Origin of the sequence: Myxococcus sp. CA033 (genome assembly GCF_013336625.1) — a bacterium.
Taxonomy (GTDB): domain Bacteria; phylum Myxococcota; class Myxococcia; order Myxococcales; family Myxococcaceae; genus Myxococcus; species Myxococcus llanfairpwllgwyngyllgogerychwyrndrobwllllantysiliogogogochensis.
This window is the reverse complement of the sequence record NZ_JABUMU010000032.1, coordinates 1-25,665: the sequence shown is the minus strand read 5'-3', so window position 1 is coordinate 25,665 and position 25,665 is coordinate 1. Positions and strand designations below refer to the sequence as shown.

Annotated in this window: 20 protein-coding genes; 10 read left to right on the top strand and 10 right to left on the bottom strand. The window is 68.3% G+C overall.

Annotation, left to right across the window (positions count from 1 at the left end; all coding sequences use genetic code 11):
• The first annotated feature begins 23 nt into the window (after nt 1-23).
• A complete protein-coding gene (locus HUA78_RS41700; protein WP_254624196.1) occupies nt 24-1,613 on the top strand; it encodes a DUF4215 domain-containing protein in 1,590 nt (529 codons plus the stop codon).
• Between the two features lie 88 nt (nt 1,614-1,701).
• Here HUA78_RS41700 and HUA78_RS41695 read toward each other — a convergent pair whose 3' ends face one another.
• Nucleotides 1,702-2,289, bottom strand: coding sequence for a 2OG-Fe(II) oxygenase (locus tag HUA78_RS41695; RefSeq protein WP_141646446.1), 588 nt, complete (start codon nt 2,287-2,289; stop codon nt 1,702-1,704).
• Between the two features lie 269 nt (nt 2,290-2,558).
• Here HUA78_RS41695 and HUA78_RS41690 point away from each other — a divergent pair, with 269 nt between their 5' ends.
• Together HUA78_RS41690 and HUA78_RS41685 are read left to right on the top strand one after the other, a co-directional pair.
• Complete coding sequence (locus tag HUA78_RS41690; protein ID WP_141646447.1) at nt 2,559-3,386, top strand: PPK2 family polyphosphate kinase; 828 nt, start codon at nt 2,559-2,561, stop codon at nt 3,384-3,386.
• A gap of 253 nt (nt 3,387-3,639) precedes the next feature.
• A complete protein-coding gene (locus HUA78_RS41685) occupies nt 3,640-5,514 on the top strand; it encodes an EGF domain-containing protein (RefSeq protein WP_174463320.1) in 1,875 nt (624 codons plus the stop codon).
• A 70-nt stretch (nt 5,515-5,584) separates the two neighbouring features.
• Here the strand turns inward: HUA78_RS41685 and HUA78_RS41680 are convergent, their stop codons facing one another.
• From HUA78_RS41680 to HUA78_RS41670, 3 genes are all read right to left on the bottom strand, one after another.
• Complete coding sequence (locus HUA78_RS41680; protein WP_217441940.1) at nt 5,585-6,469, bottom strand: hypothetical protein; 885 nt, start codon at nt 6,467-6,469, stop codon at nt 5,585-5,587.
• On the bottom strand, nt 6,466-8,529 hold the full coding sequence (locus tag HUA78_RS41675) for an ATP-binding protein (RefSeq protein WP_254624201.1): 2,064 nt from the start codon (nt 8,527-8,529) through the stop codon (nt 6,466-6,468). Before HUA78_RS41675 ends, HUA78_RS41680 begins: the two co-directional genes overlap by 4 nt.
• Nucleotides 8,530-8,793: 264 nt before the next feature.
• The gene (locus HUA78_RS41670) at nt 8,794-8,985 is read right to left on the bottom strand and encodes a hypothetical protein (RefSeq protein WP_174463268.1); all 192 of its coding nucleotides are present in this window, start codon (nt 8,983-8,985) and stop codon (nt 8,794-8,796) included.
• A gap of 95 nt (nt 8,986-9,080) precedes the next feature.
• On the opposite strand from HUA78_RS41670, the gene HUA78_RS41665 reads away from it, so the two are divergent.
• Nucleotides 9,081-10,697, top strand: a complete 1,617-nt coding sequence (locus tag HUA78_RS41665) for an NADP-dependent glyceraldehyde-3-phosphate dehydrogenase (RefSeq protein WP_174459135.1) — start codon at nt 9,081-9,083, stop codon at nt 10,695-10,697.
• Nucleotides 10,698-10,807: 110 nt separating this feature from the next.
• On the top strand, nt 10,808-11,395 hold the full coding sequence (locus tag HUA78_RS41660; protein ID WP_174478746.1) for a hypothetical protein: 588 nt from the start codon (nt 10,808-10,810) through the stop codon (nt 11,393-11,395).
• Between the two features lie 51 nt (nt 11,396-11,446).
• On the opposite strand, the gene HUA78_RS41655 is transcribed toward HUA78_RS41660, so the two are convergent.
• Both HUA78_RS41655 and HUA78_RS41650 read right to left on the bottom strand, forming a co-directional pair.
• Complete coding sequence (locus tag HUA78_RS41655; RefSeq protein ID WP_174459169.1) at nt 11,447-12,520, bottom strand: type IV pilus twitching motility protein PilT; 1,074 nt, start codon at nt 12,518-12,520, stop codon at nt 11,447-11,449.
• 118 nt (nt 12,521-12,638) lie between these two features.
• Entirely contained in the window at nt 12,639-13,553 is a 915-nt protein-coding gene (locus tag HUA78_RS41650) for a hypothetical protein (protein WP_174478745.1), read from the bottom strand.
• A 306-nt stretch (nt 13,554-13,859) separates the two neighbouring features.
• Between HUA78_RS41650 and HUA78_RS41645 the strand changes: the two genes are divergently transcribed.
• The 3 genes from HUA78_RS41645 to HUA78_RS41635 all read left to right on the top strand — a co-directional run bounded on the left by HUA78_RS41645 (nt 13,860) and on the right by HUA78_RS41635 (nt 18,086).
• Nucleotides 13,860-15,263, top strand: a complete 1,404-nt coding sequence (locus HUA78_RS41645; protein WP_174478744.1) for a hypothetical protein — start codon at nt 13,860-13,862, stop codon at nt 15,261-15,263.
• A gap of 129 nt (nt 15,264-15,392) precedes the next feature.
• Nucleotides 15,393-16,379: a glutaminase A gene (gene glsA, locus HUA78_RS41640; RefSeq protein WP_174478743.1), complete on the top strand. Its 987-nt coding sequence runs from the start codon at nt 15,393-15,395 to the stop codon at nt 16,377-16,379.
• A gap of 138 nt (nt 16,380-16,517) precedes the next feature.
• Nucleotides 16,518-18,086: a leucyl aminopeptidase gene (locus tag HUA78_RS41635; protein ID WP_254624195.1), complete on the top strand. Its 1,569-nt coding sequence runs from the start codon at nt 16,518-16,520 to the stop codon at nt 18,084-18,086.
• A 39-nt stretch (nt 18,087-18,125) separates the two neighbouring features.
• Here HUA78_RS41635 and HUA78_RS41630 read toward each other — a convergent pair whose 3' ends face one another.
• Together HUA78_RS41630 and HUA78_RS41625 are read right to left on the bottom strand one after the other, a co-directional pair.
• A complete protein-coding gene (locus HUA78_RS41630; protein WP_174478742.1) occupies nt 18,126-18,806 on the bottom strand; it encodes a lysoplasmalogenase in 681 nt (226 codons plus the stop codon).
• Nucleotides 18,807-18,857: 51 nt separating this feature from the next.
• On the bottom strand, nt 18,858-20,507 hold the full coding sequence (locus tag HUA78_RS41625) for an alpha-amylase family protein (RefSeq protein WP_174478741.1): 1,650 nt from the start codon (nt 20,505-20,507) through the stop codon (nt 18,858-18,860).
• Nucleotides 20,508-20,640: 133 nt separating this feature from the next.
• Between HUA78_RS41625 and HUA78_RS41620 the strand changes: the two genes are divergently transcribed.
• The gene (locus HUA78_RS41620) at nt 20,641-21,603 is read left to right on the top strand and encodes a TIGR03885 family FMN-dependent LLM class oxidoreductase (protein WP_174478740.1); all 963 of its coding nucleotides are present in this window, start codon (nt 20,641-20,643) and stop codon (nt 21,601-21,603) included.
• Between the two features lie 60 nt (nt 21,604-21,663).
• Here HUA78_RS41620 and HUA78_RS41615 read toward each other — a convergent pair whose 3' ends face one another.
• Both HUA78_RS41615 and HUA78_RS41610 read right to left on the bottom strand, forming a co-directional pair.
• Entirely contained in the window at nt 21,664-22,197 is a 534-nt protein-coding gene (locus HUA78_RS41615; protein WP_174459128.1) for a hypothetical protein, read from the bottom strand.
• Nucleotides 22,198-22,401: 204 nt separating this feature from the next.
• Nucleotides 22,402-24,840, bottom strand: a complete 2,439-nt coding sequence (locus HUA78_RS41610) for a helicase-related protein (protein ID WP_174459127.1) — start codon at nt 24,838-24,840, stop codon at nt 22,402-22,404.
• 174 nt (nt 24,841-25,014) lie between these two features.
• Here HUA78_RS41610 and HUA78_RS41605 point away from each other — a divergent pair, with 174 nt between their 5' ends.
• Nucleotides 25,015-25,542 (top strand): DinB family protein, encoded by a 528-nt coding sequence (locus tag HUA78_RS41605; protein WP_174459126.1) that lies wholly within the window; start codon nt 25,015-25,017, stop codon nt 25,540-25,542.
• Nucleotides 25,543-25,665: the final 123 nt, after the last annotated feature.

Here is a 25,665-nt window from a genome sequence, read left to right as displayed (position 1 = left end):
CTGCCCCTGAACCCGACGCCGGAATGAGCACCTGCGGCGATGGCCACCGCCAGCTCTCGGAGGCCTGTGACGACGGCAACACGGTGAGCGGCGACGGCTGCTCCGCGAGCTGCGCCGAGGTCGAACCTGGCTGGGTGTGCGAGCAGGCAGGCCAGCCCTGTGTCCTGCTTCCCGTGTGTGGCGACGGCCAGGTGGATGGCCAGGAAGTCTGCGACGACGGCAACACGACGAGCAACGACGGCTGCGACACGAGCTGTGCCGTGGAGACCGGCTGGAGCTGCCCGGCGAACGGCGGGGCCTGCGGCGCGGCGGCGTGCGGCGACGGCATCCTCGCCGGACAAGAGGAGTGCGAGGACGGCAACACCACCTCCGCGGACGGCTGTAACGGCTCGTGCCGTCTGGAGTCCGGTTACAAGTGCCCCATTGTCGGCCAGCCGTGCAGCCGCACCACCTGCGGCGACCAGGTGACCGAAGGGACCGAGCAGTGCGACGATGGAAACAACGACACCGGCGACGGTTGCTCCCCGCTCTGCATGAGGGAGCCTCTCTGCACCAACGGCGTCTGTGAGTCCGTTTGCGGCGACGGAGTGCTGCTGCCGAACGACACGACCGAGGAATGCGACGACGGCAACACGCGCGCCCATGATGGCTGCTCGTCGTCGTGTGAGCTCGAACCCGGCTTCCAATGCGTCATCACCATCGAGTCACCTCCCGCCCAGGTGGCCCTCCCCATCGTCTACCGCGACTTCCGGGGCTACGACCTGCCGGCCTCCAGTTCCCTGCCGAGGGGACACATCGACTTCGAGAACAAGAACGGCGCGGAGACCGGCATCGTGAAGAACACCCTGGATGCGAACGGCAAGCCCGCGTACGCGAAGGAGGGCCAGTCCTCCCTCACGACGCACGGAGCCGCGGCTTTCGCCCAGTGGTTCCGCGACACGGCGTTCGTCAACAAGCCCGAGGTCGGGACGCTCATCCTCCACCGGCAGCCGAATGGCTCGTACATCTTCGACAATCAGAGCTTCTTCCCACTGGACAACCTGGGCTGGGTCGCCTCCGGGCAGGAGCCCTTGCGCGGCGACAACGGCAACCCCGCCCGGCCGCGCAACTTCAGCTTCACCAGCGAGACGCGCTATTGGTTCGAATACAAGGGCACCGAGGTCCTCGATTTCCGAGGCGATGACGATGTCTGGGTGTTCATCAATCGCATCCTCGCCCTCGACATGGGCGGGGTACACGGCGCGATGAGTGGCAACGTCAGCCTGTCGAACCAGGCCACGCGGCTCGGGCTCACGCCAGGCGGTATCTACGAGGTCGCGGTGTTCCAGGCGGAGCGCCACACCACCGCGTCCTCGTACCGACTCACCCTCCACGACTTCACCACCCGGCACACCGAGTGCAGCGCGCTCTGCGGCAACTTCATCGTCGATGAAGGGGAGCAGTGCGACGACGGCACGAACAATGGGGGCTACGGCGAATGCGCGCCGGGCTGCGTACTGGGGCCTCGCTGCGGAGACCACGTCGTTCAATTCACCTCCGGCGAGGAGTGCGACGACGGCAACGGCCAGAACAACGACGGCTGCAGCGCCACCTGTAAAATCGAGATTCACTGAGCCCTGAAGGAACGGGCTCCGGGGACCTCTTGCTCCGGAGCCCGTGGCACCTCGCGCGGAGGGCCAGGCACCGCGGGTCAGCGCCGGCTCACGAGCGGATGCGCCGGTACATCAGGTCCGTCCGCAGCGCGTACTTGCGGCCCGCGGTGACCTCCGCCCCTTCGTGAAGCAGGTGGTGGTTGAAGAGCAGCGCGGTGCCCGTACGCGGCGTCACGGAGCGGTCGAGCGAGAGGAAGTTCGTCGCGCCACCGTGGGTGCAGTCGTTCAGGTACACCATGAAGGTGAGCAGGCTTCGCTCGTCACGGTCGCGAACGAAGGCCCCGTCGAAGTGCGGGGCGAAGTACTGCCCCGCATCGTAGCGGTAGCACCGAAGCCGCTCGTTCGTGCCAGAGAGCTCCCACTGACGCTCCAGCCGGCGCGGGACGTGCGGCGAGATGCGCTGGAACAACAGGTCCGCCAGCTCGTAGTCGTCGAACATCACGCGGGTGTTGTTGCGGATGTCGGGACGCATCACGAAGCCCGAGGACGTGGTGATGGGCGCCGCCGTCGGGCCCGCCTCCTCGATTCGCTCCACCAGCGCCCGGCACTCGTCGTCGGTGAGCAGGTCATCCACGGTGATGACCAGCGGGTTGCGAGCATCCAGCTCGCCATCGGGGTCGGGGAGCAGTGGCGTCATGGGCCCCCATAATTCAGCCCCCTCGAAATGTAAATCACCCCTCCCCCGGCACGGCCTCGGCGAAGACGCGGCTCGCGGAGGAGGCACGGAGCAGGCTCGCCGCGGCCCCTCCGAGGTGCGCGGCCCACTGTGCTCACATCTTCACGGAGTCTTCATGACGGAGGCATGAAGGGTTCAGCCCCAGCCCGTTCCGGGCGATACCAGGGGACGGCTGGGGCGACGACGCCAGCCCCCCACGCGAGTCCCCCGGGACGGATGGAAAGGAAGCCATGCAACTCATCACCAGCGCGAGACAGGGAGCCAGGGTGCGGTTGGAGAGCATCGACACGACTCCGCCGAAGAAGGCCCTCAAGGCCGATGCCAAGGCGGAGTTCGACGCGCTCGGCGAGGAGCTGTTCGACCTCCAGGACCTGCAATGGGGCGCGCGCCTGAACTCCGTGCTCATCGTCCTCCAGGGCCGCGACACGGCGGGCAAGGACGGCACCATCAAACACGTGGTGGGCAGCCTCAATCCCCGAGGCGTCAGCGTCGCCTCCTTCGCCGTCCCCAGCACCGAGGAGCGCGAGCACGACTTCCTCTGGCGCATCCACCGCCATACACCCCGCCAGGGCGAGTTCTCCATCTTCAACCGCTCCCACTACGAGGATGTGCTCGCCGTGCGCGTCCATGACCTGGCGCCCAAATCTCTCTGGACGAAGCGCTACGAGCACATCCGCGACTTCGAGGAGATGCTCTCCGAGAACGGCACCATCGTCCTGAAGTTCTTCCTCCACATCAGCAAGAAGGAACAGGAGCAGCGCCTGCTGGACCGCGAGAAGGAGCCGCGCAAGGCCTGGAAGATCAGCGCCGGGGACTGGGAGGACCGCCGGCACTGGGCGGACTACACCCAGGCCTACCAGGACGTGTTCGCGCGCACGTCGACCAAGAACGCCCCGTGGACCATCGTCCCCGCCGACTCCAAGTGGTACCGCAACCTCGTCGTCGCGCGCACCGTGGCCGCCGCCCTGCGGCCCTACCGCAAGCGCTGGCAGGACAGGCTGGATGAAGTGGGCGCGAAGAAGAAGGCGGAGCTCAAGGCCTGGCGCAAGAAGCCGTAGCGGAAGCTCGCCCGCAACGCACCCCGCAGCCCAGGCACCCGCGCGTGCCTTGCAGGTCCCCCCTGATGTCGCGTTCGACGCACCGCCGCGATACTCAACGCGGCGCCTGTCGATTGGCACACGTGCTTCGCCAGACAAGCGCAAGGTCTCCAGGCGCGAACTGAACTCCATGCATTTCATGGATTCCGGCGGTTTCCCGAAGGGCTGACTGACCTCGGGAGCTGTCGGTCTGTTGAGTGGAATGGAGCAAAACATGGAGTTCAATCGAAGGGCCACGCTGTGGCACACGCTGAGCACGGTGTTGATGTTCACCGTTCTCGGCGCCTGTGGTGTCAATTCAGAGGGGGATGCCCCCGCCAACGACGAGTCCGCGAAGCAGGAGGAAGAGGACTCGACGGACAAGGTGTCCGAGTTCGCGATAGACCCTTACGCGGACGCGGTGGCACCGGGCGGTGTCGTCGCCGTCCTCAACCCGAACAACGCAATAGGCGCGCCGAATGGGACGGTGGCGAGCTTCCTCGCGGCCCTGGGCGGCTCGCTCAACCTGGACATGGGCGAAGGCGAGGAAGGCACTGGCCCGCTGCGCATCCACTACCGGGGCCTGACGGTGGCGGTGGTGGCGCAGGTGGAGTTCCTGCGCGCCGACATGACGGTCATCACCACCGGACAGGTGCGGCTCATCGAGCTGGGGCTCGGCACCTATACGGCGCTGGTCCCCTATACGAATGCCACGCCCTATCGCTTCGTGAAGCTGCGGGGCGGGCTGGCCGCCCTCTACCAGGTGGACGCGGTGGAGGCGACGGGACCGCTGTGCGGCGATGGCAGGGTGGTGACGGGCGAGGGCTGTGACGACGGCGCCCGCACGGGGGGCGACGGCTGTAGCGCCACCTGCCAGGTGGAGCCGGGGTACGCCTGTTCGGGCCAGCCCAGCGTCTGCACGGACGTCAATGAGTGCACCAACGGCACTTCTCAGTGCTCCACCAACGCCACCTGCACCAACACGCCGGGCAGCTACACCTGTACGTGCAAGGGTGGCTACACGGGCAACGGCAGGACGTGCAACGACATCAACGAGTGCACCAACGGCACCTCGCAGTGCTCCGCCAACGCCACCTGCACCAACACGCCAGGCAGCTACACCTGCGCGTGCAAGGGCGGGTACACGGGCAACGGCAGGACGTGTACGGACGTCAACGAGTGCACCAACGGCACCTCGCAGTGCTCCACCAACGCCACGTGCAGCAACACGCCGGGCAGCTATACCTGCGCGTGCAAGGGCGGGTACACGGGCGATGGCAGGACGTGCACGGACGTCAACGAGTGCACCAACGGCACCTCGCAGTGCTCCGTCAACGCCACCTGCTCCAACACGCAAGGCAGCTACACCTGCGCGTGCAAGGGCGGCTACACGGGCAACGGCAGGACGTGCAACGACATCAACGAGTGCACCAACGGCACCTCGCAGTGCTCCGCCAACGCCACCTGCAGCAACACGCAGGGCAGCTACAACTGCACGTGCAAGGCGGGTTACTCGGGCAACGGGCGCACGTGCAATGACATCAACGAGTGCACGCTCGGGACGCACACCTGCACCCCGGGCCAGCGGTGCGTGAATCAGACCGGCGGCTTTGACTGCGTGCCCGGCAGCTGCCCGGCGCCGCAGGTCAAATGCTCGGGGCGGTGCGTGGACGCGAACACGGACGAGGCGAACTGCGGCTGCTGCGGCAACACCTGCGCCAGCGGGAGGACCTGCACGTCCGGGGTCTGCGGAACCAGCGTGACGCCGTTCCAGCTCACCGCGACGTGGGAGCAGGCGCTGGACACCCAGCTCATCATCCGGACGCCCTCCGGCGAGCTCGTCAGCTACGAGGCTGGCATCACCGGCGAGCAGGCACGGGCGCCGGGCGGGGAGGAGGCCGCGCCTGCGCGAGGCATCTATGACGTCTGTCTGAAGACCACGAGCTTCGAGACGACGCATGGCGACGACAGCCCGCTGCCCTACACCCTCACGGTGAAGCGGCCGGGCCAGCCGAGCCGCATCCTGCGCGGCACCATCGTCGGTGCCGACGTGGAGGCCGCGTGCCATCCAGGCCACCCGTCCTTCGTCGAGTCCATCTCCTACCCTTGATGGCCTGAGCCGATGAGTCCCTGACGCGCGGGGAGCTGTCTTCCCCGCGCGCCACGGGCGCGGCGATGCGTCACTCGTAGCGCTTCCACGTGGTGCCGTCGAACGAGGCCACGTCGTCGCGGCCAATCGACCACAGCACGTCCTCCGCGGTCGCCAGCCCGTAGCACGTAGGCGTTCCCGCCTCGCCGAAGTCGACCTCGACGAGCCTGTCGCCCTCCAGCGTGTACAGCGCGGACAGGGTGGCGACGTAGAGCTTGCCGCGGAACCAGCACAGGTCCCACAAGTCACTCGTCACTTCCTCCGCCCAGGGGACCACGGCGAAGGCGCTTCCGCGCCCCTTGAGCAGCACGCCCTGCTGCCCCGCCACATAGACGGTGCCATCCGGCGCGCAGCAGACGGCGCTGAGGATGACGCGCGTGGGGCTCTCGCAGGGCGACCAGCTCTTCCCGTCGTAGCGCCACACCTCTCCGCCCCAGCCCGCGGCATAGAGGTCGGTCTCCGAGGTGCCGTCGATGGCCTCGAAGCCCGCCTTCTCCGTGGCCTCCGCGGCAGGCGCGTTCATCGCCACCCACTTCGCCTCGCCGATGCGCTTGTAGACCTGTCGCTTCATCCCACAGGCGTAGACCCACCCCGCGATTTCGCGCGCGTTGCGAATCATCACCGGCGCGGGCTTCAGCGCCTCGTTCTTGCTCTTCCCACCGACGTAGGTGACGACCTCTCCATCCTCCCCCACCACGACCATCTTCTCGGAGGGCTGTCGCGCCACCGCAATGGCCGTCGAATTCCAGGTCGTGTCCACGCCGTCGGCCCAGTCCCCACCGTCGACGCTCACCACGCTGGTATGCGCGATTTCGTCCCTGAGCAGCGTCTTGCCCTTGCTGACGATGTAGACGAGGTCATGAAACCGTGCGGCGCCTCGGCCGAGTTCTCGTGTCGCGATGATGGGGTTTTTCATGGGGTACCTGACGGATGAATACCCCACCTCTCCGGGCGAAGCCCAGGTTCGACCGGGCGAGGCAGCCACACCCTGAAGCGGGTGCCCTCCTCGGCGGAGTCCACGTCGATGCGCCCACCATGCCCCAGGACAATCTGCCGGGAGATGTAGAGCCCCAAGCCGATGCTGCCTTTATTCGTGCGTGCCTCGGGGCCTCGCCGGTACGGCTCGAAGAGGGTGGGCAACAGGTCCGGAGGAATGGGAGCGCCCGCGTTGTGGACCTCCAGGCACACGCCTTCCTCTTCCTGCCGGAGCACCACCCGCACGAGCGAGCCCGGCTCGCTGTGCTGGAGCGCGTTGCCCACCAGGTTGGTCACCACCTGCGCCAGCCGGTCCTCGTCCGCGTCCAGCCGCCCGTCTCCGTGCAGTTCCACGTGGACGTGCCGCTGGGGATGCGCGAGCAACAGCTCATCCACGGCCTGCCGTATCAGTCCATGCAGATCCATGGGACGCGGCCGGATGGGAATGCGCTCGCCCACGCGCGCCTGGGTGAAGTCCAGCAGGTCGCGAATCATGCGCGTGGCCCGCTGCGTCGCATCGCGGATGCGTCCGATTCCCTTCACCCCTTCCTCGGACAGCCCGGCGCGCCGGAGCAGCGCGGTGGCCGTCAGGTGGATGGCGTTGAGGGGATTGCGCAGGTCGTGGCTCACGATGGCCACCACGTCCTCGCGGACCCGCACCGCCTCGCGCGCCTCCCGGTACAGCCGCGCGTTCTCGATGGCCACCGCCGCGCGGTCGGCCGCGCCTCGCGCCAATTCCACCAGCGCCTCCATCTCCGCGGGCGCATGCGGACGCGTCCACACCAGGTGGATGAGCCCCAGGGCGCGCCCGCGAGACACCAGCGGCACCAGCGCGGAGGACCGGGGCGACAGGGCCTCCAGCAGCGCGCGGTGCGCCGCGTTGGTGGACACGGACTCCAACCAGTCCGGCGTCACCTGGGGCACGGCGAGGGCCTCGGCTCGAGCCAGCGCCTGGCTCAGCGGCGTGTCCACGTCCACGCGGGGAGCGTAGGGCATGATGCGGCGGATGAGCTCCTGGCGCGAAGGCTCCCTCGCGGCGGCCTCCAGCCGGACGAGCTTCCCTTCCCCATCCAGCAGGTCCACCGTGCAGTAGTCGGACAGGTGCGCCACCACCAGGCCCGCGAGGCTCCGGAGGGTCGCCTCCAGCTCCAGCGAGGCTGACAGCACCCTCCCCGCCTCCAGCAGGAAGTCCCGGGCCGCGTTCGTGCGGCGGATGTCGGTGATGTCCGTGGAGATGCCGCAGACGAAGGGGCCGTCCGGTCGCGCCCCGCCGGGCAGCGGGAACTTCATGGCGAACCAGGTGCGCACGCCCTTCACGCCGGGGATGTACTCGTCCGCCATCAGGGGCGCGTGCGTGTCGCGCACCCGCGCGTCGTGCTCACGGTTGCTGTGCGCCACATCGAAGGGGAACAGGCCGTAGTCCGTCCTCCCGAGGATGCGCGAGCGCGGTATCCCCAGCGCCTCCTCGAAGCTCCGGTTGACGAGGACGAAGCGCCCCTGTGCGTCCTTCGCGAAGATGACGGGCGGGGCGTGGTCGATGATGGCCTGGAGCCAGGCACCGTCATCATGCATGTGGGAGTTCGCCGAGTGGCGACTCACCGCGTCCGCGGTCGCCTCCGCCAGCACCGCCTCCACGATTCGCAGCTCACGAAGGGACGCGCGCGCCCCGACCTCCTCGAGCAACTCCAGCAGGCAGTCGTGGAACAGGCCGTACTCTCGCGCCAGCAGGCCCACGTCCGCGTCCGGGCGTTCCTGCCAGCGCTCCGCCTGCCCGACGCGCAGGGCATGGAGCATGGCGGGAGACGGAGGAACGCGCGCTTCCCAGAGCGCCCGGGTGAGGGCTTCCAGGAGCACGGGGAGCATCTCCACCAGCCTGCTTTCGGCGAGGCCCCGGGGACCGCGCTCCCGCTCCACCCGGCGTACGTAGCGAGCCCTCAGCTCACTCTCCCAACCGGCCAGCAAGTCCCCCACCCGAGCGGCGGAGGCATCCCCCTCGTGCATCACGCGCGGCTCCTTCCTGAAACGACTGCGCGGCGCGTCCTCACGGACCCCCTCGCGCGCCCTCCCTCACGAACCCCATCGCCCCCGTGTCCCTTCCAGGGGGAAGCGGGACTCGCTCCAGATCTACGCACGGGAGCCCCGGGGGCTCATGCGGTCAGCCGACCGTGAAGCCCCCAGGCCAGGCAATCCGCCAGCCCCCGGTCGCCTGCCCCCACCTTCCGGAGGTCGTCGCCTCGCTCGATTCCCCAAGGCACGCGCCCGTGCTCAGCCCTCGCTCCGGATGAAGTGCGCCACCCAGGCCTCCAGCCCCCGGAGCCGGCCGCCCATGAGGTACGGGCAGCACGACAGCCCGCTGCGCCGCTCCACGGTCCCCGCGTCGGAGAAGTGGGGCTTCAAACCACTGCTCTGCGACGTCCGGAGCTTCAACTCCTTCGGCGGCTCGTTCCACTGCGCCACACTGGATGTCCGGCGGCGAGGGGGGCCTCCAGACCTCCTTCTAGGGACGCTGGAAGGCGTGCCAGTCCGCGAGGGGTCCGTTAAAAAGGGCCCCCATGACGGCACTGGCTGACCTCTTTCCGACCGACGAGCAGATTCCCCCGGGTGTGCGGCTCCCCGCCTATCTCGAGCAGCGCGAGTACCTGGTCGGCGGCGAGCTTCGGACATGGGCGGGAGACCTCAGCCCCGTGCGCAGCCCCGTCTACGTGAAGACGCCCGAGGGCCTGAAGCAGAAGGTGATGGGCGCCACGCCACTGCTCACCTCTCGCGAGTCGCTGGAGGCGCTCGCGGCGGCCGTGAAGGCGTATGACCTGGGCCGGGGGGTCTGGCCGACGATGAAGGTCGCCGAGCGCATCGAAGCCGTCGAGCGCTTCGTGGTGGCGATGCGTGCCCAGCGCACGGCAGTGGTGAATCTCCTGATGTGGGAGATTGGCAAGACGCAGCCGGACTCCGAGAAGGAGTTCGACCGCACCATCGACCTCATCGTGGAGACCATCCGCGCGCTGAAGGAGCTGGACCGCACCTCGTCCCGCTTCGTGCAGGAGCAGGGAATCATGGCGCAGATTCGCCGGGCCCCCATGGGCGTGGCGCTGTGCATGGGGCCCTACAACTACCCGCTCAACGAGACGTTCAGCACGCTCTTCCCCGCCCTGCTGATGGGCAACACGGTGGTGTTCAAGCCGGCGAAGTTCGGTGTGCTGCTCATCCGCCCCCTGCTGGAGTCGTTCCGCGACTGCTTCCCGCCGGGCGTCATCAACATCATCTACGGCAAGGGCCGCGAGACGGTGGGCGCGCTGATGGAGAGCGGCCAGGTGGACCTCTTCGCCTTCATCGGCACCAACCGGGGCGCCAGTGAGTTGAAGAAGATGCATCCCCGGCCCCACCGCCTGAAGTCCGTGCTGGGGCTGGACGCGAAGAACCCGGCCATCATCCTGGAGGACGCGAACCTGGATGAGGCGGTGAAGGAGTGCATCACCGGGACGTTGTCCTTCAACGGCCAGCGGTGCACGGCGCTCAAGCTGCTCGTGGTGCACCGGAGCATCGTCGATGCCTTCCTGAAGAAGTTCACCGCCGCGGTGGACCAGCTCAAGCCCGGCATGCCGTGGGAGCCGGGCGTCTCCGTCACGCCCCTGCCCGAGCCGGGCAAGGCGGACTACCTCCAGGGCCTCGTGGACGACGCGGTGTCCAAGGGTGCGCGCGTGGTGAACGCGACGGGAGGCCAGGCGGCCCATTCCTTCTACGCGCCGACGGTGGTGTACCCGGTGACGCAGGACATGCGGCTGGCGAGCGAGGAGCAGTTCGGCCCCGTCGTCCCGGTGATGGTGTTCGACGAGGACGAGGAGGTGGTGCGGCTGGTGGTGAACTCCCAGTTCGGCCAGCAGCTGAGCCTGTTCGGAAAGGACTCGGCGCGCATCGGCCGCTTCATCGACGCGTTCTCCAACCAGGTCGGCCGCATCAACCTCAACTGCCAGTGCCAGCGAGGCCCGGACACCTTCCCCTTCAACGGGAGGAAGGACTCCGCCGAGGGCACGCTGTCCGTCGCGGATGCGTTGCGCGTGTTCTCCATCCGCACGCTCGTCGCCACGAAGACGACGCCCGCCAACACCACGCTCGTCCAATCCATCCTGACCCGGCGGGAGTCGGACTTCCTCACCACGGACTTCCTCTTCTGACGAGCCACCCACGGCGAGAAGGGGCCCGTCGATTTTCTGCAACAGCGGGCTCCGGCCTGTCTCCTCCTGTCGGGGGTTGGTTCCCCACCGACTCGATGCAGGAGGACCCGATGAAGAAGATGCTGCGTGCCCTGTCACTGTCCCTCTCGCTGTCCCTCCTCGCCACGGCATGTGGCGACTCCAATGAAAAGGAAGAGGAGGGGGGCACGCTCCAGTGCCATGCCGTGAGCTGGTGCTCGAACATGAGCGTGGACGACACCGAGGTGACGAACGCGCCGGCGCTCACCGGAGGCACCCTTCCGGACGGCCTCTATCGCCTCGAGCAGGGCCTCGGTGCTCGGTCCACCGAAGCCATGCTCATCAAGGGAAGCTCCTTCATCCACATGGAGCAGGTCTGGGACAACACGCTGGGGACCTGGAAGGTGGCGGACGGAAAGCTGGTGATGACGAGGGCCACCTCCTGCGACACCTCGGGCGAGAGCTCGCTGGAGTCCAACCAGGACGTCTTCACCTTCGCGGTCCGTGGGGATGAGCTCTTCACCCGGTATGACGATGTCGACCAGTCCATCAGGCGCTGGAAGCGCGTGAGCGACCTGTGCGAGGCGTCCAACTCGTTCAAGTGCCGTGGGAGTCGTCCGTGCTCCTGTATCAGCGCGACGAACGAGTCCCTGACCGGCAACCAGAACTGCACTCTCTGACCCTCTCGAGCGGAAACGGACGGCTCGGACGGGACGGGCCGTGCCCAGGGCTCAATCGAACTCGAGCGCGCGCTGGAAGTCAGCCGGGTTGGAGGCGGCGCTCTGGGCGGTCTCCAGGGTGATGAGCCCCTCGCGGTAGAGCTGTGTCAGGTGCTGGTCGAAGGACTGCATGCCGAACATGTCGCGGCCCTTCTCGATGACGTCCTTCAGCTCGTTGGCGCGGTCATCCCGGATGTACTGCTCCACCGTCTTCGTCTGCACCATGATTTCCAGCGCCACCGTGCGCCCCTTTCCGCTGGCCCGGGGCAGGAGCCGCTGGGACACCGTCGCCTTCAGACAGTCCGCCAGTCGCATGCGCACCATCGTCTGCTCTTCCGCGGGGAACACGGACACCAATCGGTTGATGGTGCGCGAGGCATCCGTCGTGTGCACCGTGGAGAGCACCAGGTGGCCCGTCTCCGCCGCCTTGAGCGCGATGTCGATGGTCTCCGTGTCGCGCATCTCTCCCACCAGGATGACATCCGGGTCCTGGCGCAGCGCCCCTCTCAGCGCCACCGCGAAGCTCGTCGTGTCCGAGCCAATCTCGCGCTGGGAGATGGACGACTTGATGTTCTTGTAGATGAACTCGATGGGGTCCTCGATGGTGAGGACGTGCAGGTTCTCCGTGCGATTGATGTGGTCAATCATGGACGCCAACGTGGAACTCTTCCCGGAGCCCGTCGCGCCCGTCACCAACACCAACCCTCGCTCGTTGCTCGCAATCGTCTTGAGCACCTGCGGCAGACCCAGCCCGTCGATGGTAGGGATTTCATCCGGGATGATGCGCAGGATGCACGCCAGCGAGCCCCGCTGACGGTAGATGTTCACCCGGAAGCGCGCGACGCCCGGCAGGCTGTACGACGCGTCGCACTCCTGAAGCGTGTCCAGCTGCTTCTTGATGGAGGGGTCCGTGATGACGTGGAACGCCACCTGCTTGGTGTGGTCCGCCTGGAGCTTGTCCATCTTCAGGGGGCGCAATGCGCCGTTCACCCGGTAGATGGGCGGGTCACCCGGGCGGAAATGGATGTCCGATGCGCCATTCTGCACACCCACCGAGAGCAGCTTGTTCAGCGTTGCCAGGTCCAGGAGACAGCCTCACTTCAACGAGGAGAACCCGGGATTCTAGGGCAACGCCTCTCACCTGCCCACGGAGTGGGTAATGACCTCGCAGCCCCTGGGTTGAGAGAACCCCGGCCCCCACGTGTCACTCGGCGGCGAGGACTTCGGCGGGAATGGGCGCGAGCGGCACCATGACGAACCGCTGCGCGGTGTTGCCTGTCATCAGGCCCTTGGAGAGCGTGGACATCTGACCGGCGATGCGCCTCCAGCGGCCTTCCTCGACGAGGAACTCGCCTCGCGCCACGTAGGACATCTCCATCATCCCAGGCATCGACTTCGACGGGTCGGAGTGCTCGAACTTGCCGTCGTGCCGCTCCGCGAGCGTGAAGTCGATGACGGCCACCGTGCGCCCCTCCGCCTCGCGCTCCAGCGCCACCAGCTCCACGCGGTTGAGGACTTCATGCTCGCCCTGCCACCGGCCGCCCATCTTCAGGAGGTCCGCGCTGTGGGTCCACACCTCCCCCACGGAGACCGGCTTCGTCGGCAGCTCCACCATGAACGCCAGCAGGTTGCGCTGCTCTCGCTTGAGGTCGCTGGTCACCAACCCCGAGGGCGTCAGGCTCCCACGCAACTGCACCGTGCCCTCCATGGACTTCATCGCCTTCGCCATCGCCTGGTCCTGCTTCGACGGGCGCCTGGCCTTGGGCATGTCCATCCGCGTCACCACCACCTTGGCGGCCACGTCGCCCGAGGGCTTCGGCGTGAGCACCAGTACCATCTCGGCCTGCGTGGGCTGCTGAATCGTGAAGAGCTGCCGACGCTTGCCCACTGAGACGCCCTGCGACTTGAGGCTGGAGAGGTCCACGCGCATCCGGCCGCCCTGGGGGTCCGTGTCCTCCGTCGTGTACGCGTAGCCCAAGGACTCCGGCGGCACCTTCCACCGGAGCGTCACCGGAGCGGAGCTCGCCGCCCCCGTCGCGGCGGGAGGCGCCGCGCCCAGCAGGAAGGCGGACGACAGCGAGAGCAGCAGCACGACGGGAAGCGCGGGGCGGCGGGGCATGGCCACATCATCAAGGGCCCACCCCGCCGCGCGAAAGCCCCACCGCGCTGAACCCACACACCCTCACGGTGTCTTGAATCGAGCACCCCTCCCCTCCCCCTGGCTGGCGCGGGGTGCTTCCCACGGGCACCCTGGCGCGCCTGGCTGCGTGATGCACCAACGCACCAGCGTCCGCACACGACGCGGGTGGATGCGGGCCCGGTGGGGCTCGTTCCTCTTTCCGGGAGGTTGCAGCCACTCCTGGACAGGGGCCCTCGCCTTGCACGGGCAGCGTCGCAGTCGTCCCCTCTTACCCCTGGGTCGTCCATGAGCGTCTCTCACACTCTCCTGCGTCAGCTGACGGTGGGCGGTGTCCTCGCCGGAGCCGTCATCGTCGCCTGTGCCACCACGTCGCCCTCATCCTCTCCGGTGGGCTCGACGGACACTCCGTCCGCCCAGGCACTCCCGCCGGGGTGCAACCCGGACCCCACCTGTCCCGGCTCCACGTGCGCCACGGCCATCACCCCCGCGCAGTCGGTGGTGCCAGTGGACGCGTGCCCTCGCTTCGGCGAGTTCCAGTCCGACGTGGACGTCTACTCGTGGAACACCTTCATCGCGCTCAACTGGCCGGCGACGACGTCCGCGTGCGCGCCCAACACCCAGGTCAGCATCCTCACGGGACAGGGGCCGACCGTCTGGGAGACCTACCCGGAGGACACCGACATCTTCGTGCCACCCGGGAGCAAGCCCGGCGCCTGGTGCACGTTCAACACGCCGGCGGCCCTGGAGACGAAGCTGCGGCGGCTGACGAAGCTGACCGAGGCCGGCCGACTCGAGGCCGTCAACGCGAACGTGGACAAGCTGCTCGTGAGTGACTCCAAGGCGTCCGCCATCGTCATCGAGAGGTTCCCCGACATCAAGCAGGCCGTCGGCGGACCCCTGACGGACCAGAACGGCCGGTTCGTGCGCTACGAGAAGCGACTGAACCAGGACGAGTACAACTACCTCATCACCAACGACCTCTGGAACGCGGCGGGTCAGACGAGCGCCACCATCTCCTTCCCCACCGGTCCCACCCAGAACCCCGGGCCCTGCAATGGCAAACCCTGCGGTCCGGTGGGCGCCATGGAGGTCAAGGCGGCGTGGAAGGTGTTGTCCGCGCAGGAGGTCGCCGGAAAGCGCTTCTACATGCGCAAGGCGTGGGTCCTCAACGACGAGTCGGGCGCCCCGAGTCCCGGAGCCAACCCCGTCACCGTGGGACTGGTGGGACTGCACATCATCCACAAGACGGCCAGCCAGGCGAAGTGGTTCTGGTCCACCTTCGAGCAGGTGGACAACACGACGTCGTCCTTCTTCAACCCGCACTGCACGACGAACTGCCAGCCCAACCAGCAGACGGCGACCCAGCCGTACACGGAGCTCGCTCCGGACGGCGGGCCGCTCAACGCGCCGGTGCAGGTGACTCGCACCACGCCCATCCAGGCCGACCCCAGCCTGAATGCGTATTACCGGGGGCTGCTCAAGGGTTCCGTCTGGGCCAACTACCAGCTCATCAGCACCCAGTGGGCCACGGGTGGAGCGCCCCAGGGCACGCCGCCAGTGCTCGCCAACACGACGATGGAGACCTTCATCCAGCCGACCGCGTCCTGCATGGGCTGCCACTCCAACGCCCCCAAGGCGAGCGGCAGTGGGACGGCGGACTTCAGCTTCCTGATGCTCGAGGCGCAGTAGGCCTGCCCGCGGCATTGACAACCACCCCTCGCGACCGAACCCTTCCAGCGAAGCCAACGCCAGGGGACCGATGACCGACGAGGCGAGCAACGCCTCGCCTCTCCACTCCGAGCAGGAGGGCCGCCACGCATGGATACGGCAGACGAGGCGGCCTTCATCTCCACCGGACACCTCCCCTCTTCGGAGCGGGTCGGGGAGCTGGTCATCGAGGCGCACCGACGTCATCGAGAGAACACGGAGGGAGCGTGCTCCCAGGTCTACCCCGCGCTGGCGAGGGTGGACCCCCGCCTCTTCGGCGTGTGCGTCGCCGGCATCAACGGCAGCAGCCACGGAGCGGGCGACGTGGACCACCCGTTCACCCTCATGAGTGTGTCCAAGCCGTTCGTCTTCGCCCTCGTCTGCCAGGCGCTGGGCCCGGAGGTGGCGCGGCGCAAGCTGGGGGTCAATGCCACCGGCCTGCCGTTCAACTCGGCCATGGCGATAGACCAGAGCCCGGACGGGCGCACCAACCCCATGGTGAACTCAGGAGCGCTCGCGACGACGAGCCTGGTGCCGGGCACCAGCCCCGAGGCCCGGTGGCGGTTCATCCACGAGGGGTTGTCACGCTTCGCCGGCAGGCCCCTCGTGCTCGACGAGGAGGTGTATGTCTCCGCGACGAAGACACACCACCGCAACCAGGGGCTCGCCTGGCTGCTGCATGGCCTGGGCCGCCTGGAGACAGAGCCCTCCCTCACGACGGAGCTCTACACGCGTCAGTGCTCGCTCGCGGTGACCGCCAGGGACCTCGCGGTGATGGGGGCCACGCTGGCGGACGGAGGCGTCAACCCGGTGACCCGGACCCGGGTGGTCGACGCGGAGGTCTGCCACCACGCGCTCGCGGTGATGGCCACGGCGGGGATGTATGAGACCTCGGGAGATTGGCTCTATGACGTGGGCACTCCCGGCAAGAGTGGCATTGGCGGCGGAATCGTCACCGTCGCGCCGGGCAAGGGTGGGTTGGGCACGTTCGCCCCACGGCTCGACGCCGCGGGCAACAGCGTCCAGGGGCAGCTCGCCGCGCGCTTCCTGTCGCAGCGGCTCGGGTTGAGCCTGTTCAGGTCGAGCCCCGACGCCTGAGGCCGGCCGCTCCCTGGCGGCCAGTCGACGAGGGGCTCGTCTTCGGCAGCGGGCATGACCGCGCCGGATATCGCGTGACTACATTTTCGCGAGTTCGACAGTCAGCGCCGCGCTGGCACAGCGCCCGAGGACAGAGCCATGACGATGACGTTTCCAACGTACCATGCGGAAGCAGTGTCTGACTTCCATCCCGCGCCTTCCGTGGATGAGCTCGAGGCCACCACGCTCCAGGTCTCACGGGCCCTGCCCAAAGAGGCGGGCGTCCTGGGCATCCCTGTCGGAGTCGATGGGGAGGTCCCCCGTGAGCTGGGGCTCAGCCGGGCCCAGCTCAAGGCGGCTGGATTTACGGGCAAGGTCGGCCAGTCCCTCGTCATTCCACGCGCGGAGGGTTCGGCGCTCGTCGTCGTCGGCATCGGAGAAAAGGCAGACAGTGACCTCGCGTCCCTGCGCGATGCCGCGGCGGCCTTCGCACGGGCAGCGGGCCACTACGTCCACCTCGGCTTCACGCTGCCGGACCTCGGCGGTATCGCGCCCGACGTCGCCGCTCAGGCGGTCGTCGAGGGAGTCCTCCTGGCGCGCTATCGCTATCGCCCGCTCAAGCGCACGTCCCAGCAGGAGCCGCCCCTGGAGGCCCTCACCCTCCTGTCGTCGTCGCTACCCCTCGAAGAGGTGAAGCGCGGCGTCGAGCGTGGCCGAATCACGGCCCGGGCCACCGAGCTGGCCCGCGACCTGGCCAACGCGCCGGCCACGCTCCTCACCGCGCGCCGCGTGGAGGAGATTGCCCGCGTGGTGGCGGCCGCGTCGGGGCTGGACATCGAGGTCTTCGACGAGAAGGCCCTCGCGAAGATGGGCTGCGGCGGCATGCTCGGGGTGAATGCCGGGAGCGCGGAGCCTCCGCGCCTCATCAAGCTCTCGTATCGGCCGAAAGACGAGCGAGGCAAGGCCCTCGAGCCCCTCGGCCGCGTGTCGTTGATTGGCAAGGGCATCATGTATGACTCGGGCGGACTCGGCCTGAAGCCCAACGACCTGGTCCACGCCGCGATGAAGACAGACATGTCCGGCGCGGCGGCCATCCTCGCCGCCATGTCCACCTTGTCCGCGCTCGGCGTCAAGGCCTCCGTTACCGGGTATCTCATGTGCACGGACAACATGCCGGGAGGCAAGGCGATGCGGCTCGGCGACGTCCTGACGGCCCGGGGCGGGAAGACCATCGAGGTCCTGAACACCGACGCCGAGGGCCGGCTGGTGATGATGGACGGCCTGGTCCTCGCGACGGAGGAGAAGCCAGCCCCCGACGCCATCCTCGACATCGCCACGCTCACCGGAGCCTGTGAGCGGGCCCTGGGCAACGACAACGCCGGGGTCATGGGCAACCATCAAGGCATCGTCGACCAGGTGCGCGCGGCGGCCGAGAAGTCCGACGAGACGGTGTGGCAGTTCCCGCTCGACAAGCGCCTGCGGGGCGAGCTCGATTCAGAGGTCGCGGACCTCAAGAACATCGGCGGGGTGAACGCGGGTCAAATCACCGCGGGCCTGTTCCTGGAGGAGTTCGTCGACGGCATTCCCTGGGCGCACATCGACATGGCGGGGACGTCGCGAATCGACAGCGACAAGGCGTGGCGCTCCAAGGGGGCAACGGGCTACGGCGCGCGGCTGCTCATCGAGTTCCTGCGCTCGTTCAGCGCGCCCAAGGAAACCCGCCACTGACAGGTGCGGCAAGGGGCGCCCGCCACCGCGCGGGCCCCCTCAAGCCAGGGAGTGCCCGGCGCTCGCGGGGTGGGCGCGCGGCCCGCGAGCGGAGACGGCGATGCTGAGCTGCGCGGCCCAGTACAGCAACATGATGGCGTAACCAGCGCCGGGCACGGGCTGCACGAAGAGCCTGATGGCGAGCAGTCCGTCACTGACGGCGAACAGCAGCGCGCCGGCGAACGCGGCCCGCTGTTCCAGGCGTGACAGGCCGGGCGTCCCCAGCATCGCCGCCGCGCGCCAGGTCATCGTGCAGATGACGGCGACATAGACTGTCACGGGGAGCGACATGTCCCCCAGGCCGGGCCACAGGAACACGCTGGCGCTCACGGCCAGGAGCAGGAAGGGCAGCGCCCTCACCCACTGGAGCCCGCGCGTCACGGTGAGGTACGCGGCGGTGTAGCTCACGTGGGCCAACAGGAAGGCGCCCAGGCCGGGCAGGAAGAACTCCGGCCCCAGGTCCAGCAACACGTCGCCGAGCAGCGACAGCCCCAGGCCCGCGAAGACCCAGCGGGCATAACGCTCCCGAGGGGGCCACTGCCACAGGAGCAGGCAGAGCATGGGCACCGCCTTCGTCATCAGCCGGACCTCGGGGCGCCCCGTGTCCATCGCGAGGAGGAAGCCCACCGCGCCCACGACTCCGACTCCCGCGAGAATCCTCGACCCACCACCCGTCAGCATGGGTGGCAGCCTAGCGCGGCGCCGTCCCAGGCAGGTACGCGCCGCGAGCGCTCAAGCCGTGGCGGCGGGCATGGCGCGGGGCTCCATCCGGAACCACCGGTAGCCGTACCCCTCCAGCGTCACCCGATGTCGCCCTGCCTTGCCCGGCGCGGAGTGCGCCTCCGACAGGAGATGCACCAGCCGAGCCGGAGGCCCGCCGGGCGAGAAGCCCACCTCGCACGCCTTGCCAGACAGGTTGTGCAGCATCACCAGCGTCTCGCCCTTCCAGTCGTAGCGCAGCGCGAGCACGTGCGGAGGCTTCACACGCAGGAGCTTCCACGCGCCCCAGCCCAGCTCCGGGCACTCCTTGCGCATGCGCACCATGCGCTCCATCCAGTTGAGCAGCGAGGACGGGTCCCTGCGCTGCTGCTCGACATTCACCTGGGGAAAGCCAAAGGGAGCGTTGGCCACCACCGGGCGGAAGGGCTCCGGCGCCCGGGTGAAGCCCCCATGGGGCTCGGTGGACCACTGCATGGGCGTTCGCACGCTCTGCCGCTCGTGCAGGGACAGGTCCTCGCCCATGCCCAGCTCGTCCCCGTACCAGAGCACCGGAGTGCCCGGCAGCGAGAGCATCAGGCTGAACGACAGCTCCAGCCGGCGACGGTCCGCCGCGAGCATGGGGGAAAGCCGCCTGCGCAGTCCCCGCCCATACAGCTGCATCCTCGGCTCCGGGCCCAGCTCCGCGAAGACGCGCTTGCGCGCCGCGGCTGGCAGCCGCCCCAGGTCCAGCTCGTCATGGTTGCGCAGGAAGTTCGCCCACTGCGCCAGCTGGGGTAGCCGGGGCGCGGAGCGCAGCGCCTCCACCAGCGGCGTCGCGTCCTCCGTCACCAGCGAGAGGAAGAAGTTCTGGTTGGCGGCGAAGTTGAAGACCATCTGCATCCGGTCCCCCTCCTTGCCGTAGAAATTCATCACCTCGTCCATGGTGACGTTGGCTTCCGCCAGGAGGATGGCATCCCCGCTGCGCCACGAGAGGAACTCCCGCATCCGGCTGAGCAGCGCGTACGGGTCCTTGTTCCCGTGGTCCTTCGTCCCCTTGAGCTCCACGAGGAAGGGAACCGCGTCCACCCGGAAGCCGGACACGCCCAGCTCCAGCCAGAAGCCCATCACCTTGAGCAGCTCCTCGCGCACGGCGGGGTTGGCGACGTTGAGCTCCGGCTGGAAGGGAAAGAAGCGATGGAAGTACCAGCGCTTCACCACGGGGACATGGGTCCAGGTGGTGCTCTGCGAGCCGGGGAAGACCATGCCCTCGTGCGCGTCGCGGGGCTTCTTGTCGGACCACACGTAGAAGTCATGGAAGCGGCTGTCGCGGCCCTTGCACGCGTCCAGGAACCACGGGTGCCTGTCGCTGGTGTGGTTGACGACCAGGTCGATGATGACGCGCATCCCGCGCTGCTTCGCCTGGTGCGTGAACTCCACGAAGTCACCGGGGGTCCCCAGCCGGGGGTCCACGCCGTAATGGTCGGTGATGTCGTAGCCGTTGTCGCGGTTGGGCGTCGGGTGGAAGGGCATCAACCACAGACAGGTGACACCCAGGCCGGCCAGATAGTCCAGGCGACGCTGGAGGCCGATGAAGTCGCCCACGCCGTCGCCGTTTCCGTCCATGAACGTCTCGACGTCCAGGCAGTAGATGACCGCGTTCTTGTACCAGAGGTCCTGAATCATCCGTCTCCCTGCGTGCAGGGTGGGGACGCCGAGGCAGAGGCGCCGCCACGACGTGACACATGCGTGCGACAGCGCACACTTGGTCATCAGGTGGACTCGCGAAACCAAGAAGGCGACACCACCGTGCGCGCGCATGCTCACGCTCGGCTACCACGCCTCCCACGAGCAGTTTCCTCCCAGCGAACTGCTCCGGCTGGTACAGCGCGCGAACGCGGCGGGCTTCACGGCGGCGCTCAACTCCGACCACTTCCACCCTTGGAGCGAGACACAAGGACACAGCGGCTTCGCCTGGAGCTGGATGGGCGCGGCCCTGGCCACCACGAAGCTGACGAGCCTGGGCGTGGTGAACGCACCGGGACAGCGCTACCACCCCGCCATCATCGCGCAGGCACTGGGGACGCTCGCGGAGATGTTCCCAGGACGCGCCTGGGCGGCACTGGGCAGCGGGCAGCTCGTCAACGAAGGCGTGACGGGGGAGCCCTGGCCGCCGAAGGATGTGCGCAACGCGCGGCTGCGGGATTGCGTGGAGGTGATGCGCGCCCTCTTCCGGGGGGAGACGGTGACGCACCGAGGACTCGTCCGGGTGGAGGAGGCGAAGCTCTACTCACGCCCGGCCCAGGCGCCCCTGCTGGTGGGCGCGGCCATCACTCCCCAGACGGCGGAGTGGGTGGGGAGCTGGGCGGATGGCCTCATCACCGTGAGCAAGCCTCCCGAGGAGCTGCGGAAGATGGTGGAGGCCTTTCATCGCGGAGGCGGCGAGGGCAAGCCCATGTTCCTCAAGGTGCAGCTTTCGTGGGCCGAGGACGAGCAGGCCGCGCTCCAGGGCGCCATGGAGCAGTGGGCTCCGAACATCTTCGCCAGCTCCGTGCTCTCGGACCTGCGCCGCCCCTCCCAGTTCGAGGAGCTGGCGCGCACGGTGCAGCCCAGGGATTTGGAGGGCCACGTGCGCGTGTCCTCCAGCCTCCAGCGCCACGTGGACTGGCTCTCCCAGGACGTGGCGCTCGGATTCAGTCGCCTGTACCTGCACAACGTCAATCGCTGGCAGGAGCCGTTCATCGACGCCTTCGCCGCGCGGGTGCTGCCAGCGCTCCGCTAACCCCTCACCTCGGGCGCATGCCGCCCCGGCACGGGCTTGGACCCGTGCCGGGGCGAGCCGTCACAGGACCTTGGCGAAGGTGATGGTGCCCGCGCCACTGGTGAACGTCACGCCTTGCGCGGTGAGACAGTTGTCGAGGTCCGTCGTGAGGAGGGCCACGGTGATGACAATGGTCGCGCCGTTGAACTTCCCACTGCTCAGGGTCCCCGTATAGACGACGACCGCGCCCCCGGGGCGTACGTCGATGGTGGCGGTGACGGACGCGTTGCTCGTGGAGTTGTCATTCCAGTTGATGACCGCATCGAAGGTTGAATCTCCCGTCACACAGCTCAAGGTGCCGCCGCCAGTGGCGGTGAAGGTACCGGAGGGCAAGGTCAGCGGCACACCGACGCAGGGCCCGAAGCTTCCCATCGCCGTCGCGGAGATGGCCTGGGCTTCGAGCTTGATGCCTGGATTGTACGTCGCCGCGATGGTGCCAGGGCACTCCAGGGCCACGAGCTGCGCGCTCGCTGGACTGGCGAAGAGGACGACTCCGAGCGTGAGAACAAGGAAGCAAGGGATTGACTGCGCACGACGACTGAGCTGGCTGGACATGGGACTCCCTCGCTCGCGGGTGAACTTGTCTGACTTATGCGAGCGATATGTATTTGCGGGAAGTGATTGCGATGATTCAACCCATCCCCCAAGCGCCACCCGCACGACTCAACACGGGCATCGTACCTTCGTCCGAGGACAGGTCCCGCAATCCCAGCTCAATTCAATCCAACAGCCTCAATGGACAGCACCCGTCGCCAGTCCTCACTCCGGCTTGGGTCCGCCCCGGGCTCCCCGCGCACCCGTGCCGCTCTCCCGGGAGGAGGGATGCGAGCCCGCAGCCTGCTGCACTGCGGGGGAGTTCTGGGTCCCTCGGCGGCGACGGCGGCGGCGCTTCATCGCGGCGCTCCCCGACGGGCCCCCCAATTCCCGGAGCACCACCGCGCGCGCGCCGGCCTCCAGCCGCAGCTCCTGCATGAGCGCCTGCGCCTGCTGCGCGCCGTTCGGGTGACGCAGCGCATCGGCGAGCCGCTCGACGACATCGATTCGCAACGCCGCGGAGCCCAGCACCTCGTATCCGAAGGCTCGCGCCTCCCGCGCGCCAAACACAGACGCCTCGAGCGAAACTTCACTCGGCACCCCCTTGGGTGCGGGCTTCTGGAGAAACAGCGCCGTCAGCATGCAGCGCCGCTCCATCGCCGGAGGCGACAGGGCGTTGGCCACGTAGAAGTAGCGTCGCCCCTCGCGAACGCCCAGCGTCCTCAAGCGCTCTCGCGACTCCTCGTCCATCAGCCCCCACTGCTCCCGGGCCTCGCCCTGGGTAATCACTCCCACCCCTTCCGCCAGGCGGTAGGAGAGTCCCCGCGTCACCGCGGAGCGCCCCGCGCCAGTGAGGGACTCGGCGGGAAAACCTCCCATCGCCTCGGTGACCAGGTCCCTCGCCAGGGCGTTCAGCCGCCGCTCGAGCCGCCGCCGCGCGCCCCCCGTCCAGACCTCCGGCTCCGCCAGGGCCAGCTGCGGCGAGCGCCGGTCCGTGCCGCGCACCAGTCGCGCCAGCGGCTGCCCCTCGAACGAGATGCTTCCCAGCGCATCCACCTCGAAGGCCTCATGCGTCGCATCGACGACGCGCTGGACGAACTGCTCCTCCGTCAGCGCCGGCCCATCCGCCCCCGCCACCTCGCCCAGGAGGAGCCCCAGCTTGGCGAAGGGACTGTCGGAGCCGCTCCCAGCGACAGGCGCCGTGGCCCTCACGAAGCGCCGTGCGCTCCTGCGCGCGGCCCGCTGCACGAAGCGCTCGACGAGTCGCTCATGCAGGGCATCCCCCAGCGCATCCTCGATGTGGCGCGTGCGCTCCTGCCACTGCTCGGCGTCATGCAACCATGACGAGCGATGACTGATGTACGTCCAGATGCGGATGGCGGCGAGCCGGTCCATCAACGTGTGGAGGTCCCCCGAGACGTCGTCGAGCGGTGACACCTGCTTGCCGAGCCACGTCGCGTCCAACGTCCCATCGCCCTCGGCGAGTTGGAGGAACGTCTCCCGCAGCAGCCCGACGTGCTGGCCGAAGAGGCCCTTGCGGAAGTCGGGAATCTGGCAGACCTGCCACAAGAGCTCGACGCCCGCGCGGTCCGTCACCAGGTCCCGGACGGCGGGGACCTGGGAGAGGTCCTTCAGCGCATCGAAGTCATCCGCGCGCTCCACCCGGATGAAGGCGTTGTGGCGGGGTGCCCGGGTCAACGAGTCCAGCAGCGCCTCCGGGCTCGCGAAGTCCAGCTCGGCGTTGCGCCAGATGAGGCTGCGCACGGCGGGGAACTGGTGTGACTCGATGGAAGAGACCACCCGGGGGGACAGCTCGGACAGCGTGTTCAGGGTGCCGAAGCTGCCGTCATTGAGGTGACGGCCCGCGCGGCCGGCGATCTGCGCCAGCTCATCCGAGAAGAGGTCTCGCTGCTCGGCACCGTCGTACTTGGACAGCGCCGCGAAGGCCACGTGGTTGAGGTCCAGGTTCAACCCCATGCCGATGGCATCGGTGGCCACCAGGTACTGCACTTCGCCGGACTGATACATCGCCACCTGGGCATTGCGCGTCCGGGGCGACAGCGCGCCCAGCACCACGGCGACCCCGCCGCGCAGGCGCCGAAGCGACTCGGCCAGCTCGTACACCCGGTCCGCGGAGAAGGCGACCACGGCCGAGCGCGGAGGCAGGCTCTTCAGGGAGCGCCGCCCGGAGTAGCGCAGCTGGGACAGGCGCGTGGCGCGCTTCACCGAGGCGTGGGGGATGAGCGACTGGAGCATCGGCCGCATCGTGTCCGCGCCCAGGAACCAGGTCTCCTTGCGCCCTCGCGCATGCAGCAGACGGTCCGTGAAGACGTGCCCGCGCTCACGGTGGGCGGCGAGCTGGATTTCGTCCACCGCGAGGAAGTCGACCGTGCGGTCCAGAGGCATCGCCTCGACGGTGCAAATCCAGTAGTCGGGGCGCGGAGGCAGCCGCTTCTCCTCCCCTGTCATCAGCGCCACCCGCCCCTCACCCACCCGGGCGGTCACCCGGTCGTAGACCTCGCGGGCGAGCAGGCGAAGTGGCAACCCCATCATCCCCGTGTCGTGCTCGAGCATGCGCTCGATGGCCCGGTGGGTCTTTCCAGTGTTCGTCGGCCCCAGCTCCGCCACGACGATGGCCGAGCGGCTGGATGGACTGGAGTTCATTGGCGGCAGTCTAACCGCGGGAGGGGCCCTGCGCCGCAGGCCGCGCGGTCCTCGCGGGCATGGCTGGGCGCTCGGCTCCACGAGCAGGGGCACGTGACGTCCCGGAACGTGGGTGACTTGACGCGCGCCACGCGCCATGGACGGCGCCTGGGGGTGCCCTCTAGCGTGGGGCCCATGACCCATCCCGTCAGAGACACCCTCCTCGGGCAGCTCGACATCGCCTGGGCGCTCACCCAGTACCATCTCGAGGGATTGACCACGGAGGAGTGCCTGCGCCGCCCGGGCCGGGTGGGCCTTCACGTTCAACAAGGCGCGGACGGACACTGGCGCGCGGACTGGCCCGAACACGAGGGCTATGACTTGGGGCCCGCGAGCGTCGCCTGGCTGACATGGCATCTGGGCTTCTGGTGGGCCATGGTGCTCAACCACTCGTTCGCGGATGCGACCCTGACCAAAGAGGCCGTGTACTGGCCCGGCACCGCCGACGGCGTGCGCGAGTGGGTCCATCGACTGCACGGAGAATGGCGGGCCCACATCGAACGACTCGGCGACGAAGACCTGCGCTCGACGGAGCGCACGCGCTGGCCGCTGCAGGGCAAGCCCTTCGGAGACATCGTGGCCTGGGCCTCGCTCGAATTGATGAAGAACGCGGCGGAACTCGGCTACGCGCGGTTCGTCCTGGCGGTTTCCAAGGCGTCCTAAACCAACGACCACGATTCCCGCATGACCTCAGGCGGTGCGCCTGAGGTCGGCTCGACGTAGGTATGGACTGGCAGAGCGCTGGGCGTTGCGTGCGGCGAGGTAGGCATGCACCCGAACCATGAG